The organism is Anabaenopsis arnoldii (assembly GCF_028331025.1).
In the GTDB taxonomy this organism is placed as follows: domain Bacteria; phylum Cyanobacteriota; class Cyanobacteriia; order Cyanobacteriales; family Nostocaceae; genus Anabaenopsis; species Anabaenopsis arnoldii.
Window position 1 is genome coordinate 1 of sequence record NZ_JAQMUH010000177.1, and the last position, 15,009, is coordinate 15,009.

At 41.6% G+C, this 15,009-nt stretch carries 13 protein-coding genes; 5 read left to right on the forward strand and 8 right to left on the reverse strand.

Features of this window, described 5'->3' with window-relative positions:
* Nucleotides 1–374: 374 nt before the first annotated feature.
* Both PN457_RS15445 and PN457_RS15450 read left to right on the forward strand, forming a co-directional pair.
* Nucleotides 375–1,790, forward strand: coding sequence for an LCP family protein (locus tag PN457_RS15445; RefSeq protein ID WP_271734278.1), 1,416 nt, complete (start codon nt 375–377; stop codon nt 1,788–1,790).
* Between the two features lie 106 nt (nt 1,791–1,896).
* Entirely contained in the window at nt 1,897–3,468 is a 1,572-nt protein-coding gene (locus tag PN457_RS15450; protein ID WP_271734279.1) for a tetratricopeptide repeat protein, read from the forward strand.
* 13 nt (nt 3,469–3,481) lie between these two features.
* Here PN457_RS15450 and PN457_RS15455 read toward each other — a convergent pair whose 3' ends face one another.
* Nucleotides 3,482–4,918, reverse strand: a complete 1,437-nt coding sequence (locus PN457_RS15455; RefSeq protein ID WP_271734280.1) for a carotenoid oxygenase family protein — start codon at nt 4,916–4,918, stop codon at nt 3,482–3,484.
* Between the two features lie 225 nt (nt 4,919–5,143).
* Here PN457_RS15455 and PN457_RS15460 point away from each other — a divergent pair, with 225 nt between their 5' ends.
* Complete coding sequence (locus tag PN457_RS15460) at nt 5,144–5,959, forward strand: carbon-nitrogen hydrolase family protein (RefSeq protein WP_271734281.1); 816 nt, start codon at nt 5,144–5,146, stop codon at nt 5,957–5,959.
* A gap of 80 nt (nt 5,960–6,039) precedes the next feature.
* Here PN457_RS15460 and PN457_RS15465 read toward each other — a convergent pair whose 3' ends face one another.
* The 4 genes from PN457_RS15465 to PN457_RS15480 form a co-directional block, all read right to left on the reverse strand.
* On the reverse strand, nt 6,040–6,621 hold the full coding sequence (locus PN457_RS15465) for an HMA2 domain-containing protein (protein WP_271734282.1): 582 nt from the start codon (nt 6,619–6,621) through the stop codon (nt 6,040–6,042).
* A 174-nt stretch (nt 6,622–6,795) separates the two neighbouring features.
* Nucleotides 6,796–7,095, reverse strand: a complete 300-nt coding sequence (locus PN457_RS15470; protein WP_271734283.1) for a DUF5132 domain-containing protein — start codon at nt 7,093–7,095, stop codon at nt 6,796–6,798.
* Between the two features lie 277 nt (nt 7,096–7,372).
* Nucleotides 7,373–7,918 (reverse strand): peptide deformylase, encoded by a 546-nt coding sequence (gene def / locus PN457_RS15475; protein ID WP_271734284.1) that lies wholly within the window; start codon nt 7,916–7,918, stop codon nt 7,373–7,375.
* A 10-nt stretch (nt 7,919–7,928) separates the two neighbouring features.
* Nucleotides 7,929–9,107, reverse strand: coding sequence for an HhoA/HhoB/HtrA family serine endopeptidase (locus tag PN457_RS15480; RefSeq protein WP_271734285.1), 1,179 nt, complete (start codon nt 9,105–9,107; stop codon nt 7,929–7,931).
* Nucleotides 9,108–9,327: 220 nt separating this feature from the next.
* On the opposite strand from PN457_RS15480, the gene dnaA reads away from it, so the two are divergent.
* Nucleotides 9,328–10,707, forward strand: coding sequence for a chromosomal replication initiator protein DnaA (gene dnaA, locus PN457_RS15485; protein WP_271734286.1), 1,380 nt, complete (start codon nt 9,328–9,330; stop codon nt 10,705–10,707).
* Nucleotides 10,708–11,121: 414 nt separating this feature from the next.
* Nucleotides 11,122–12,285 carry a DNA polymerase III subunit beta gene (gene dnaN / locus PN457_RS15490; protein ID WP_271734287.1) on the forward strand — a complete coding sequence of 388 codons (1,164 nt, stop codon included), beginning with the start codon at nt 11,122–11,124 and terminating at the stop codon, nt 12,283–12,285.
* Nucleotides 12,286–12,393: 108 nt separating this feature from the next.
* Here the strand turns inward: dnaN and PN457_RS15495 are convergent, their stop codons facing one another.
* From PN457_RS15495 to PN457_RS15505, 3 genes are all read right to left on the reverse strand, one after another.
* Nucleotides 12,394–13,581, reverse strand: coding sequence for a TRC40/GET3/ArsA family transport-energizing ATPase (locus PN457_RS15495; RefSeq protein ID WP_271734288.1), 1,188 nt, complete (start codon nt 13,579–13,581; stop codon nt 12,394–12,396).
* A gap of 88 nt (nt 13,582–13,669) precedes the next feature.
* On the reverse strand, nt 13,670–14,065 hold the full coding sequence (locus tag PN457_RS15500) for a DUF2358 domain-containing protein (protein ID WP_271734289.1): 396 nt from the start codon (nt 14,063–14,065) through the stop codon (nt 13,670–13,672).
* 28 nt (nt 14,066–14,093) lie between these two features.
* The gene (locus tag PN457_RS15505; protein WP_271734290.1) at nt 14,094–14,672 is read right to left on the reverse strand and encodes a hypothetical protein; all 579 of its coding nucleotides are present in this window, start codon (nt 14,670–14,672) and stop codon (nt 14,094–14,096) included.
* Nucleotides 14,673–15,009: the final 337 nt, after the last annotated feature.

Genomic DNA, 15,009 nt, shown 5'->3' on the forward strand with positions numbered 1-15,009 from the left:
AATTCGTTAAGTCTCCATCTGATGGGCGGGTAATGAGCCGGGACATAAATGGTGCGCGAGGGATTTTCCTCCGTGCATTGGTTGATACGCCCTCTCTTAAAGAGTGTATTTGTTAGTGAATGTTAGCAAAAAAGTATCGGTCAAGACATTATGAATTAGGTAGGCCAGGGACTAATATATATAAGGAAAGTTACTGACTGGGATTATATCTATTGCAAAAGTAGTATTTCCCTGCGGTGAACACCGGTATCCCTGTCCGTAGGTTTGTTGACTGAGTTGACCAGGTAGCAGGTATTTATATGAGTTAGTTTCGTTGCATATTAATTAGTCAGAAAATTTACAGAGTTTAATGAGCAGTAAGTGTGAGGAAGTCTGTGACCAGTCAAAGAACTTCGGCAAAACAAAAGCAATTAGCCAAGGCGATCAAATCAAAAAAACCAAATTCCCACAGCCGTAAATCTCGAGGTTGGGTGTTGTTCTGGCTGGGTATGAGTGGTATTGCTATGGTCTCAGCAACAGTAGGGGCAATGTTAGCGGTTTCCCTTACTAGTAGCCCATTGCAGCAAGCACAGTTAAGCCCCCAAGAAGAAGCGGTTTTTGATACAGATCGCATTTCTGGCGGTGGGTTACGATTCTCGGAATTAACTCGCCCTGTGAATCTGTTAGTGATGGGGATGAGCGTCCTCCCATCGGATTTGATTAATCCTCCAGCCCAATTGCAGCATCTGGGCTATGAACCCCAGGTAAATTCTTTTGATGGGCTAGCTGATGTCATGATCTTGATCAAATTTGATCCAGCTACAAAAAGAATAGCTATGCTCTCAATCCCCAGAGACACTCGTACAGAAGTAATTGGCTATGGAGTGAAAAAACTCAATGCTGCTAATGTTGATGGGGGTCCAGCTTTAACCGCTCAAAGTGTTAGTCAACTTCTGGGTGATATAACAATTGACCGCTATATCCGTATTAATGTTCTGGGTGTTGGTAAACTGATCGATGCTTTGGGTGGAGTCACAGTCAACGTTCCCAAGGATTTGCGATACCAAGATGACTCTCAACGCCTATATATTAATTTAAAGGCAGGTGAACAGCATCTTGACGGTGATCAGGCTTTGCAGCTATTACGCTTTCGCCATGACGAACTCGGAGATATTGGCCGGGTTCAGCGTCAACAAACCGTCATCAGAGCTTTGATAGACCAGACTCTTAACCCTGTAACATTAACCCAATTACCCCAAATTCTCAATCTGGTCAAAGAAAATATCGATACCAATTTAACAATTGAAGAATTATTAGCACTAGCAGGCTTTGGCGTGCGAGTCAACCGTTCTAATATGCATATGTTCATGTTACCAGGTCGCTTTAGCCAACCCGGTGAATATCTGGCTAGCTATTGGATACCAGACGAAACTGGTATTTCTAGAATGATGTATCAACATTTTGGTGTCGAATTAACTCGTGAAGCCCAACAGGTTGATTATCATTCTTTGCGAGTTTATATTCAAGATAGCACAGGTAGCGATCGCTCGCAACTGATTTCTGTAGTCCGAGATTTAGAACAATTCGGATATCGCCGCGTTTATATATCCGCACCTTGGCGGGAATCCCTGAAGGTGACCAATATCATCGCCCAGCAAGGAGATATTGAAAATGCACAGTTAATTCGCGATACTTTGGGATTTGGGGAAGTACGCATACAAAGCACTGGTATTATTGATTCTGATGTTACTATCCAGTTGGGTGAGGATTGGTTACAACAAAAAACACGTCCCTGGGACATGACTTATTAAAACTTATCCATAAAAGTGCTGAACACTCAGCACTTTTCCCTCAGAGGTTTACTTTAGTTCTAAATTTTCAGACAATAATTTCATCACCAGATGCGCAGAATGATACATGGATTGGATTACACTACTGCGATCGCTACAGTCCGACTTTATTAGCAGGTTAACATCGGGTTGTTTACTTCATTGTGAAATAGCAGGTCAATATAGTGAATTAACTGTCATCTCCGGAGAAAGATTAAAGATATTACGAGAATTTTGCTGGTTGATGGCTGAAAAATATAAACGCACTTCCCCGGTACGTGACGTTTTTATTAACAATCTTAAGGGAAAACTAGGGGAAGAAGTTGTTAAAGAACGTTTAGCTGATTTGATTACAGAAGTCGATTATGAAACCCGATTCGGCGGTGATGGTAATGTTGATTTTACTTTAAATTCTGATTCAAAAATCGGCGTTGAGGTCAAGTCACGTCATGGTAGTATTAGTCAGGTTAGATGGTCAGTTACTTCTCAAGAAGTTGCCAAAAATACAGTTATAGTTTGCGTTTTAATTCAAGAGGATGTCAACGAAGCACAACCAGAGTATCACCTGTTTTTAGCTGGATTTCTCCCAACGAAAATGATTAAGTTAAAAACTGGGAAAATTTCTTTTGGCATCAACCAGTTATTATATGGAGGTGGTTTATTCTTCTATCTAAAACAGTTAGCAAAAGCTGATAATTATCAATACACATACTCATCAGAATGGCCAGGCAATTCAGGTAATTTAAATAAATTAAACTCTATCAATCAAGATTCCAATCACAATTATATTAAACTAGGTGATGAGTATTTTCATAGCGGGGAATACCAAGTAGCAATTAATTACTATAAAGAAGGATTACACATAAAAGCTGATGCCGAAAGTTATTACAAATTAGGTTTAACTTACTATCAGTTAGGAGAGTACCCAGCAGCCAATGTCAATTTTTCCCAAGCAATCCAGCTAAACTTTCATGATCATAAAGTTTACCATAAAAGAGGTTTAGCCCATTATCAACTAGGAAACTATCCAGAGGCAATCGAGGATTATACTCAAGCTATCAGAATTAATCCTCATATTGCCCTAGCTTATAAAAATCGTGCTGAAGCTCGTTCTCAAATCGGAGATAATCAGGGAGCAATAGAGGATTACACTCAAGCAATAAAAATTAACCCCGATTATGCAGATGCCTATAAAAACCAGGGAATTGCACGTTATTTCATAGAATATCACCAAGGACTATCTCAGGCAATAAAAATTAACCCCCAAAATGCAGTTGCTTACAAAAATCGTGGTAACGCTCGTGCCGATTTAGAAGATTATCAAGGAGCAATTGCCGACTATACTGAGGCTATACAGATTAATCCTAATTATGTAGATGCTTATTATAACCGTGGTCATGCTCGCTATGATCTAGGAGATTACGAGGGAGCAATTGAGGATTATACTTATATCATTAAGATTAATTGTAATTATGCTCATGCCTATTATAACCGTGGTAATGTTTATTCTCACCTAGGAGAGAAACAACTAGCAATTGATGATTTTTGTAAAGCAGCAGATATTTATAGGCGAGAAGGTCAACTAGAATCCCTTAAAGATGCTCGTGCTAGAATTTCAGATTTAGAAATTGCTCAATCATTGGATATTTTGAATTTCTAAAGTTTTCAGGTCTCTACTTAGCACTTAGAAAGTAACCGTGAAATCCATGAGGAATCACAGTGGGTAATCCCAATCTACAAACCGGTTCTGTATCTAGGCGATCGCCATCAAATACCCAAACCTCGCTACTATGGGAATTCCCATCATAAACCACCGTCAACACCCAAGCTTGCTGAGAGTTGTGTACATCTTCCACAGGTAAAGGTTCACTAGGGTAGCAATTTTCCGGTAAATTAGCCTCAGTGAAGGTTTGAGTGCGGTGATCAAAACGACCGATAGTATTTAATATCTCCTGACTAATATCTGTATCTTCCCGGTGTGAGGACATATAGGTATAAGGTGAAAGTTTCCCTAAATTTCTCTTAGGGACATGAGGAAACTCACAACTGCGGTTTATTAGTTTCTCAACTGATGTCACCTTAGCTGTTTGGGGTTGCAGATGAATTCGCGTCAGAGTACTTTGAGCACTTGTGAGGGTTTTACCTGTAGCCACTTCCCCCAGATATTTATTTGTGTTAAAATCTTTATAGTGGGCGAAATCTACCACCACACCACCACTCGCATCTACATAACCATTAGCAAAATGCCATTGATACCAAGATTCTGTTTCTCCACGACTGACTAAAGATAAGGTTTCACGGTCAATGACCAAGATTTGAGTACCTAATTCTGGTTTCCAATCAAAACATTCACTATAAGTGCTGATACCAGTCAGCACAGGAAAAATATTTAACCGTAGTGGTGGAATAAAAAATATTAGATATTGTCCAGCTAAAACAAAATCGTGGATTAATGGAACACCTGGAAGTTGAACTTCAGCTTTTTGAATAATTTTCCCAGTCAACTCACTTTTATAAATATTCAAAGTTCCATTCATCCCCGGACTGACACCAAAGTTAAAAATTTCCCCCGTTTGGTCATCAACTTTGGGATGCGCAGAATAGGTTAGTCCCCGGTTCAGACCATTTAAATTATCCAAACCGCGTGTTTCTAAAGTTTGGAGGTCAAGGGAATGAGGATGACCACCTTCCCAAAGTGCTAGAAGTCTGTCAGGTAATGCTAGAACCGAAGTATTAGCAGTATTCTTAACTGGTTTGAGCCATTGATTCCAAATTGCACCGGGTGCAGTCATGCCATAATTACCGTAAAGCAGTTTACCCGCTGCGCTTTCTTCCTGATAGCCTGCAGTTTGCACATAACGATAAACTCCCCTAACACCAGCATCGGTAAAATGAACCGCCAAAATTGCCCCATCACCATCAAACCAGTGTCCCACATGAACACCACCACGTTCTAACCTTCCTGGTCCATTGCGGTAGAGTGTACCGCGTAAGCCTTCAGGGACTTGGCCCCAGAGAATGGGTAATGGAGTGAGGGGAAATTCTTTCCCCGGTTGAGCGATCGCCTGAGCCCATTTTTTATGGGTTAATGGTTGAATAGTTGTTGTCATCCTCACATACTATGGCATAACGTTAGTAGATTTAAATAATATCTAAATCTATTTATGAAATAAATTAACGACTTATAGGTGAGATTTCGTAGCTACCGGTACAAGGGGGCGAGCTAACCGCCTACTTTAGCCAATTATATGGTATATCAATTTTACCAATTTACCGTGTCTGTTTTCCTCTCAGGATTGATCATCCTGACTTTGTAACTTTCTGGAGGTTTTTAAATGAAGTCTTATTTAGCAGCTGCTATTCAAATGAGTAGTGTACCCAACTTACACAAAAACTTAATAGAAGCAGAAGAACTAATTGATCTGGCGGTGCGTCGAGGTGCGGAATTAGTCGGGTTACCAGAAAACTTTTCTTTTATGGGAGAAGAGAAAGACAAACTCGCACAAGCAGACGAGATTTACCGTGAAACTACACAATTTCTCAGAAAAATGGCCCAGCGCTTCCAAGTTACCATCTTGGGCGGTAGCTTTCCCCTTCCTGTGGAAAATACCGGCAAGGTATATAACACTACAGTCCTGATAGACCCTAGCGGTGAAGAACTCTTACGCTACTATAAAGTACATTTATTTGATGTTAATGTCCCCGATGGTAATACCTATAGAGAATCTAGCACCGTTGTAGCTGGTCAGGAACTACCCTCAGTATATCTCTCGGAAAAACTCGGTAATATAGGACTTTCTGTTTGCTACGATGTCCGTTTTCCCGAATTGTACCGACATCTGTCAGATAAGGGAGCCGATGTGATGTTTGTACCTGCTGCTTTCACTGCTTTTACAGGTAAAGACCACTGGCAAGTATTATTACAAGCAAGAGCCATTGAAAATACTGCCTACGTGATTGCACCGGCTCAAACTGGCAATAACTACGGCCGTCGCTACACCCACGGACACGCTGTGATTATCGACCCCTGGGGAGTGATTTTAGCAGATGCTGGTGAACAACCAGGAATTGCCATGGCCGAAATCAAGCCCTCCCGCTTGGAACAAGTCCGCCGTCAAATGCCTTCCCTAGAACACCGGATATTTAGTTAAATGAATGTAATTTGGGTTGTTGATGGATTTTCCCCACCTACAACCCAACTTTATAGTTGACTTGACCGAGATATCACCGTCTAAGGATCGCTATTAAGCAGCACTTCACTGTTACTGTTGAGTTTAAGAAAACTATCAAAGGCATACCAAGCCAACACATACCAAGGAATAATTTCCAGTTCTAAACCTTTAACCATAACTTGTCTAATAGCCAGAATACTCAGTCCGAGGGGAAACAGAAAGCGCAAATCAACCTCGCCACCAGTGGCGCGCTCAAACCGGTTATTTAAGTTAATAATTGTGCTTTTCATATCTTCTGCTGCTTCCGAGTTCCCCTCGGTAACATCAGCAAAAGTTACTCCTAAATCTAGTAGTGTAGTTAGCACATTTTCTAAAGCCGCATTTTTGCCATCATGGTTGATGATTATACTACCTGAATTAATATTAGTCCTGACCTGAGTCACATGAGGCTGTGCCTGCAACACATTAGCAATACGTTGCATTTCTCGAGGATGACGATGAACAGGAGAAATTCTCAACCGTAGTCTTCCGTGAGTTTCACTAATGATTTTAGTGGATATAGGTTGATGTGTGGTTTTGAAACTTGCCTGTTGCAAAATTTTGATAATCTTGGTAAGATTACTATAACTATTTGTCAACACACAGTAGCCCTCCTGGATTATAGTTATTTCTGGTTGTAGTCAGGACTTTAATCCTCTCATCACCAACGCCAGAAGAGTCTGATAGCCAATTCCTCCGTTGCTCCTATTGATTTTGAGGACTGAAGTCCTGTGTAATACAAACTACGCCCAGAGAAAGAACCTTTACTTGCTGATTTATACGCCATGTTCTGCTGTGTTCTCAGCAGATGCTTCAAATACGGGTGTTTCTCTCTCCTCGGCAATTTCAGCCTTAGCCTCGGCTATAATGTCTTCCCAAGTTTCGCCCATTTCTGCAAATGCGCCGCGGCTTTTTTCGTAGGCGACAATTCCACCTTTGACTAGTGACTTGAGTATGGGTTTACCAATTCCTGCTACAACGGGAATGAGCACAGGTGCCAAGAGTACCGCCCCTATACCGGCTATAATTCCAGGAGTGCCAGCCTCTTCAACAAAGTTAATAATTTTAGGTGCCATAATTTAATTAACTCTCGTAGATGATAGGTAAGCCTTTTAGCTTAATCTGGGTGGGATTGGGATCTCATCTTGCTGATGGTAGAGTTTGATTTGTCGCAAGTTTGAGGAGAGGACGTAAAGTATTGTTAATGACGATATTAAAAAGATTTACCTAAATCAAGTCTATCAGTAACGTCAAGTATAACCCTTAGCCGCACTATCCCTCCTCTGCCTTGAGAGATATCTGAGATGTAGTAAAAAATATCACTTTTTGGGGATATGAAATCCAGATTCATCTCTAGTTGATGATGTCCGCTGGATTAATTAACATTTTTTGGTATTTCTCCTCAGTAATAATATTGAGTAAATTCTCAATGCGGTCAATAAACAACACACCATCGAGATGATCATACTCATGTTGAAAAATCCGCGCCACAAAATCAGTTAATTCTTGCTTTTGTAACTTGCCATTGCGGTCAGTATATGATACTTCAATTGCTTGGTATCGTGGTACTAACCCTCGAAGACCAGGAACACTTAAACAACCTTCCCAACCTGGAATCATTTCGGCAGAGTGAGCAATTATGCTCGGGTTAATCATGGCGGTAGGCTCCATCAACGGAGCGTGGGGATACCTGAGATTAGGGCGGGAAGCTACTATAAATAAACGATAGGATGCGGATACTTGAGGCGCTGCAATTCCCACACCATTAGCCTGGCTAACTGTGACAGTCAAGTCGTCAATGAGCTTTTGAATACTTTCATCTTGAGTATTTTCAACCCAAGTAGCCGGTTGGCGGAGTATGGGATCCCCTAGTTGAAGAATTTGTATTAGTTCAGACATAAGCAAGAATTTAACCTTGTCTTCTAGCTGGTAAAGGTGCTGGACTAACTTCTAGTGATATCACCTGTCCATTGCGTTCTACCTGTATTGCTAAAGGAATACCAATTCGGCTATTTTGTACCAGATTTTGTACTTCTTCAATTTTAGTCACAGGTTGGTTATTAATGCTTTGAATTAAATCACCAGATCTGAGTCCTCCCACAGATGCCGGCGATCGCGGTACAATATCAACTAATAAAACACCCTGATCTGCTCTCAAATTCAAGCCATTGCGTGGGTCTCGATTGATACTGGCTTTAATCTCCGGTGTCAAAGTCACCATTTGAATACCTAAATAAGGATGATCCACCCTACCTTTAGCGATTAATTCCTGAGAAATTCTCTCTACTGTATTAATGGGAATAGCAAACCCTAACCCTTGAGCGCCGCGAATAATTGCCGTATTCATACCAATTACCTCCCCGCGGGAATTGAGTAATGGCCCACCAGAGTTACCCGGGTTAATAGCTGCATCAGTTTGGATATAGTCAACCCGCTTATCGCTGGCTCCAATATCACTACTAGAACGCCCGATAGCGCTAAGTATACCAGAGGTAACAGTATTATTTAACCCTAAAGGATTACCAATAGCAATCACAGCTTCTCCTGGGTTTAAGGTATCAGAGTTACCTAGAGGTAAGACTGGCAGATTATTAGCCTCAATTTTGATCACCGCCACATCTGTAACCGGATCTTCCCCTAGCACCTTCCCATCAAAAGTCCTACCATCCTTGAGGGTGACAGTTACAGAATCCGCTCCATCTACAACATGAGAATTAGTGAGAATTTTACCAGAGGAATTAATAATAAATCCAGAGCCGCTACCCCGCTCTACTCGTTGTTGTGAATTGCCAAACCGGCGTAAAAATGGATCCCTGGGTACACCACGAGACTGTACTATTCTAGAGGCATCAATCCGCACTACGCCATCTCCCACTTTTTGTACAACTGCGACAACGAAGTGAGGATTTTCACCCGCTGAGGAGGTAATTACCGGGGTAGTCACAGCCGGACTGCGATCATTTGTGCTTTGGGTCACAACCTGAGACCGAGGATCATTTCTTTGACCATCAAGGGTTTTAGTGGGTGGAAAAGAGCAGCCACCCAGGGACACTAATGCTACCCCAGTCATTAGGATTAACTGAAGCATACAGCTTGATTCTCTCCTGTAGGCACCAACCCAGGTATCAATAATAGCTTGAACTTTCATCTTCATTGTCTTTGTTTCTCCGTTTTAGTCAGTGGGTGGTAGGATATTGCCTACTGGGTATGTCCTGTCAATGATGGCGAATCAAAAGCTCATTTGCCGTCTAGAACTGATCAATACTAAATTAGTGCTTTCTGACCATTAGTAGCAAAGGTGGTAAATAATGGCGATTCCCATTGACAGTCTCTGGACTCAGGTATTACAGCGCTTACAGCTAGAATTATCCCGTCCTACCTTTGAGACTTGGATAAAAACTGCTCACGCGGCGGGATTAGAAAATAACTGCTTGGTAATCATTACTCCTAATCCCTTTGCTCGTAATTGGTTACAAAAATATTACATCAACACCATTGCTAATGTAGTCGAAGATATTTTGGGTCATCAGGTGGATATATACATTACGGAGGCTCAGGGTAATGAAGTCACTGACGGGGAACAAGCAAAATTTACTCGGGAATTACTGACTCAAAGCCAGACTTCTGAAAATGTTCCGCCAAAAATGCAACCCACTACAGACTTAAATTCTAAATATGTATTTTCCCGATTTGTGGTTGGTGCTAATAATCGCATGGCTCACGCTGCTGCTTTGGCTGTGGCGGAATCCCCAGGAAAAGAGTTTAACCCCTTATTTCTATGCGGTGGTGTGGGGTTGGGTAAAACTCACCTGATGCAGGCTATTGGTCATTATCGATATCGCATTTCTCCAGGTTCTAAAATCTTTTATGTTTCCACAGAGCAATTTACTAACGACTTAATTACAGCCATCCGTAATGATAGTATGCAGAGTTTCCGGGAACATTATCGGGCTGCCGATGTGTTGTTAGTCGATGATATTCAGTTTCTTGAGGGTAAGGAGTATACCCAAGAAGAATTTTTTCATACTTTCAATACCTTACATGAGACGGGGAAGCAAGTTGTGATTGCTTCCGACCGCCCTCCTCATCAAATCCCTCAGCTACAAGAGCGTCTGTGTTCCCGGTTTTCTATGGGTTTAATTGCTGATGTACAAACTCCAGATTTAGAAACTAGGATGGCCATTCTCCAGAAAAAGGCTGAATACGAAAATATTCCCCTTTCCAGGGATGTCATTGAGTATATCGCCTCCCATTATACTTCTAATATTCGTGAGTTGGAAGGCGCTTTAATTCGAGCCCTGGCTTATATTTCTATTTCTGGTTTACCTATGACCGTGGAGAATATCACACCAGTTTTAGAACGACAAAGGGAGAACCTCGCCGCTACCCCAGAGGGGATATTATCAGTGATTGCTGATACTTTTGGTATATCCATTGAAGACCTTAAAAGTAACTCCCGGCGACGAGAAATTAGTTGGGCGCGTCAAATCGGGATGTATCTGATGCGCCAACACACTGGTCTGAGTTTACCGAGAATTGGTGAAGAATTTGGTGGTAAAGACCATACAACGGTGATTTATAGTTGTGATAAAATTGCCCAACTGCGAGAAAGCGATCGCACCCTAGCAGCAACCTTGGGTCAATTGAGCGATCGCATCAACATGAATAGCAGAAAACAGCAAAAATAAAGCCCGGAGTCATCAGGATTTAACTCTTAGCCAAAATCCTCTGTCCGGCAAAAAATTGTTTTCCACAACCATTACTGCCATAATTGTTCAGCCGCTTACAAAAAATATTAATGAAAGTATAAGAACTGATTAAAATTAAATTGACTTGCGCAAAAACTTCAGTCAGGTATAATTACCCTGTGGAAAACCCTCCTGGTTTTTCCACAAGTTTTCCACAGATACTAACCTACCAAACCATTATTTCAAATAGCCTCTTAGGGAGTTTTCCACAATTTCCACAATTCATATCAATATTTATGATTTGATGATAAAAATAAACAACCCACAAACACAATCAATCGCGTCTCTACCTACTTCCATCCAGAGCAACCCTGGTTGACAGACGCTCTGATTTCCCACTTACGGAATATTTTTATGAAATTAGTTTGCACCCAAAGCGATCTTAGTACCAACCTCTCACTTGTCAGCCGTGCAGTACCCTCACGCCCAACTCATCCAGTATTAGCCAATATCTTACTCCAAGCAGATGCTCAAACTAACCAAGTCAGTTTAACCGCCTTTGACCTGAGTTTGGGTATCCGTACCAGTTTTAATGCTGAGGTATTAGAAGGAGGAGCCATCGCCCTACCAGCTAAACTACTTGTAGATATCACCTCACGCCTTCCAGAAGGAGAAGTGACCCTAGATGATCAATCAGCCGTAGAATCGGAAACAGCTACCGGAGAAGGCTTAAGTGTCACCCTCACCCCCAAGAGTGGACATTTTCAAGTCCGAGCCATGGGAGCTGAAGAATTCCCCGAACTACCAATTATTGACAACGCTGACCCCATTCAAATTACTACCGCGTCCTTAATTGAAGGATTAAGAGGCTCATTATTTGCTACCAGTAGCGATGAAACTAAGCAAGTATTGACAGGAGTCCATTTAACAGTTAAAGAAGATAGCCTAGAATTTGCTGCTACCGATGGACATCGCCTAGCAGTGGTGGAAACTACTAACGAGCGTCCCCTAGGTGATAATCATCAGCTAGAGGTGACAGTTCCAGCCAGAGCCTTACGGGAACTACAACGGATGTTAGCTCATAATGCTGTGTCCGATGATGCGATCGCCCTATACTTAGATCAAGGTCAAGTTGTATTTGCTTGGCAAAATCAACGCTTAACCAGTCGCACCCTAGATGGTCAATATCCCGCATATCGTCAACTAATTCCCCGCCAATTTGAGCGTCAATTGACCATCGAGCGTAAACAATTAGTTAGCACCTTAGAGCGCATTGCCGTACTCGCAGACCAAAAAAATAATATTGTCAAAGTTAGCATTAACAGCACTGCCCAGGAAATTACCCTATCCTGCGAAGCCCAAGATGTGGGTAGCGGTAGAGAGTCAATACCCGCACAAATATCCGGGGAAGATTTAGAAATTGCTTTTAACATTAGATACTTAATGGAAGGGTTAAAAGAATTACCATCTTCAGAAGTTCAAGTACACCTCAATCAAGCTCTCACCCCAGTAATTTTTACACCCCTAGGAAGTTTAAAAATGACATACCTAGCCATGCCTGTACAACTGAGAAGTTAGCAATAAAAACTGGTTTTGATAAATTCTGGTCTCAAACCTAAATAATTATCAAGTCAAAAGTAGAGAGTTTTAACTGATTTTCTCTCTACTTTTGCTTTGTAATTAAAATTACACCTTTACATTATCAGTAAAGCGAATTTTGAGATAGTCGTCTTCCATCTTCGCCCCTCCTGGTTGTAAAGCTGCCAAGGCTTGGGGCAATACTAAATTACGTCTGTGATTACCGATAGTAATATTTAATTCATCTCCAGTTTTACTGAGTTGAATTTGGCTTTTAGGGATACCAGGTAAATAAAGTTCCAAACTATATTGGTTTTGCTCTTGCACAACCTTAATAGTTGTTTCTTTGTAATATACCTGAGTGGGGTCTTCATCCTTGTAGAGAGTTTCTTTCAACCGTTCTAAAGCTGCTAGTCCGCACATCTCCTCAGAAAATAGCGGCACCTCTTTAACAGGTAGAGGCAGAAAATTATCATGTATTTCCCGGCGATATTCCTCCTGGTTTTCTTTCCAACGTTGGAAAAACGGATCTTGCACTTCCTGGGGAATAATGCGATTAGCTATGACTAAATCTGTAGCCACATTATATAAACTCAGATAAGCATGGGCGCGCAGAGATTCTTTAATCACCATTTTTTCGGGATTAGTTACCAGGCGCACGGAGGTTTGAGTATTATCAGTTAAGACCTTTTCCAGCGCTTCAATTTGCTCATAAAATTCATAAGGTGCATCCATCACCTCTTTATCTGGGAGAGAAAAACCCGCAATTGGTCTAAACAAAGGTTCCACCAGAGGTCGCAGCGCCACGGAGATATTTTGAAATGGCTTGTAAAACCGGCGCATATACCAGCCGCCGACCTCAGGTAAACTCAGCAGACGTAATGCGGTACCAGTAGGGGCTGAGTCGATAATCAAAACATCAAAGTCCCCTTCGTCGTAGTGGCGCTTCATCCTGACTAAGCCAAAAATCTCATCCATACCCGGTAAGATGGCTAATTCTTCGGCTTGAACCCCTTCTAAACCCCTAGCTTGTAACACTTGGGTGATGTAACGCTTCACCGCACCCCAATTTCCTTCTAGTTCTTGCAGCGCGTCGAGTTCCGCACCCCACAAATTCGAGCGAATTTCTCGCGGTGCGTGTCCCATTTCTAAATCGAAACTATCTGCTAGGGAGTGGGCGGGGTCTGTACTCAAAACTAGTGTGCGATAGCCTAGTTCTGCACAACGGAGTCCAGTGGCCGCAGCAACGGAGGTTTTACCTACGCCGCCTTTGCCTGTCATCAAAATTACGCGCATGGATGATTACGTCCTGTTCAGGATTTTTACATTTATTTACATTATCAACTGTTTCGAGAAAATAAATGCTTTCATCGGCTTTGTTTCCCTAACCTTTGACGGCAGGAGATAGGTAAAAATGCTGTTTAATTACATCTATAGGTGAACAGTGCCAATAATCAATGTGGGAAATAATCAGGTTAGCAGAGTTTAGTGTTAATTCACTCCAGCCGGAGATATAAATTCGCGGTTTCCACGGCACTGGTGTATTCCAGCTGAGTGTCCACTCCGTTTTTATGGTGTCTCCTAAAGGTTGAATCTTGTGTACTTCCATATGGGGATTAATAAACCATTTCTGGATGAATTTAATCATCTGCTCATAGCGTTTAACTCCCCGAAATTTAGTTAATGGATCTTGAAAATAAACGTTTTCGGCGTAAATGCTATATGTCTGATTCTCAGGAAATCTTTGATAGTCTTGTTTGAGAATTTCAATTATATCCATGAACTTGTTCAGCTCTATGAAGGCTTTTCTATTCAGGTTTAATCTCAACTTCGTTCCAGAGGCGTTGTAATTGACTCTGCCAAGCTGTTAAAACTTGTTCTCTGTCTTGGGCTGTTTGGTTATTGTCACCTAGTAATCCTTCTGCATAAAAACGTTCTAGGTTTTGCATTGTCCCTTGCAGTGATTGTCCTTGCTGCTTCGCTGTCTGGATGATTTGCCGAATGCGGGTTTCAATCAGACGATTAAAGACGTTATCTAAACCAGCTTGATATAAAGATACTATTCGGCTGATGGCACTGGCAAAATCTTCACTGACCAAAGTTTGACTATTATGTTGATATACTGCCCAAATTACACTATCAAACAAGGCATAACGTACTTCTTGGGTATCATCAAAGTTCGCTTCTAAAAATTGCGCTAAAAATGGTTGGGCTTGTGTTAGTGGGACAATAGGCAGTAAAATTCTTAACCACGTATTATCTTCAGATAGTAGCACCAACAGCCGAAAATTAGGGCTTTCCACCTGCCACGATCCAGGTGCGATCGCTTTAATCTCCTTGCTGCTAAATAATTTTGTCAGCGTCCCTGCAATTTCTTCTGGTGTCATAGTCTGTTTTAAGTCTCTAGTCTCTAGCTTAAGGCTTTGTGAGTATTCACTTGGCTTTTGTGTGGGAACTACTAGAAATATAGTAAATTTGACATTGATGGTGCGCCACTTGAGGTGCTTAAGAAATATATCCACAATCAAGAAAAGCCGTCGTAGAACGACGGGGTTTTCAACCCATTTTTTCGATAAATGGTAAAACTGCTATATAAAACCTAGACAAAGCTAGACTTTACTTTCTACTTCAACGGGAGCATGGGAGCGGTTATCCCTTAGTAGACTTGCACGCCTTAGCCAGACGCGATATTTCTCTTAAGATTTACAAGAAAGACTACCGCTA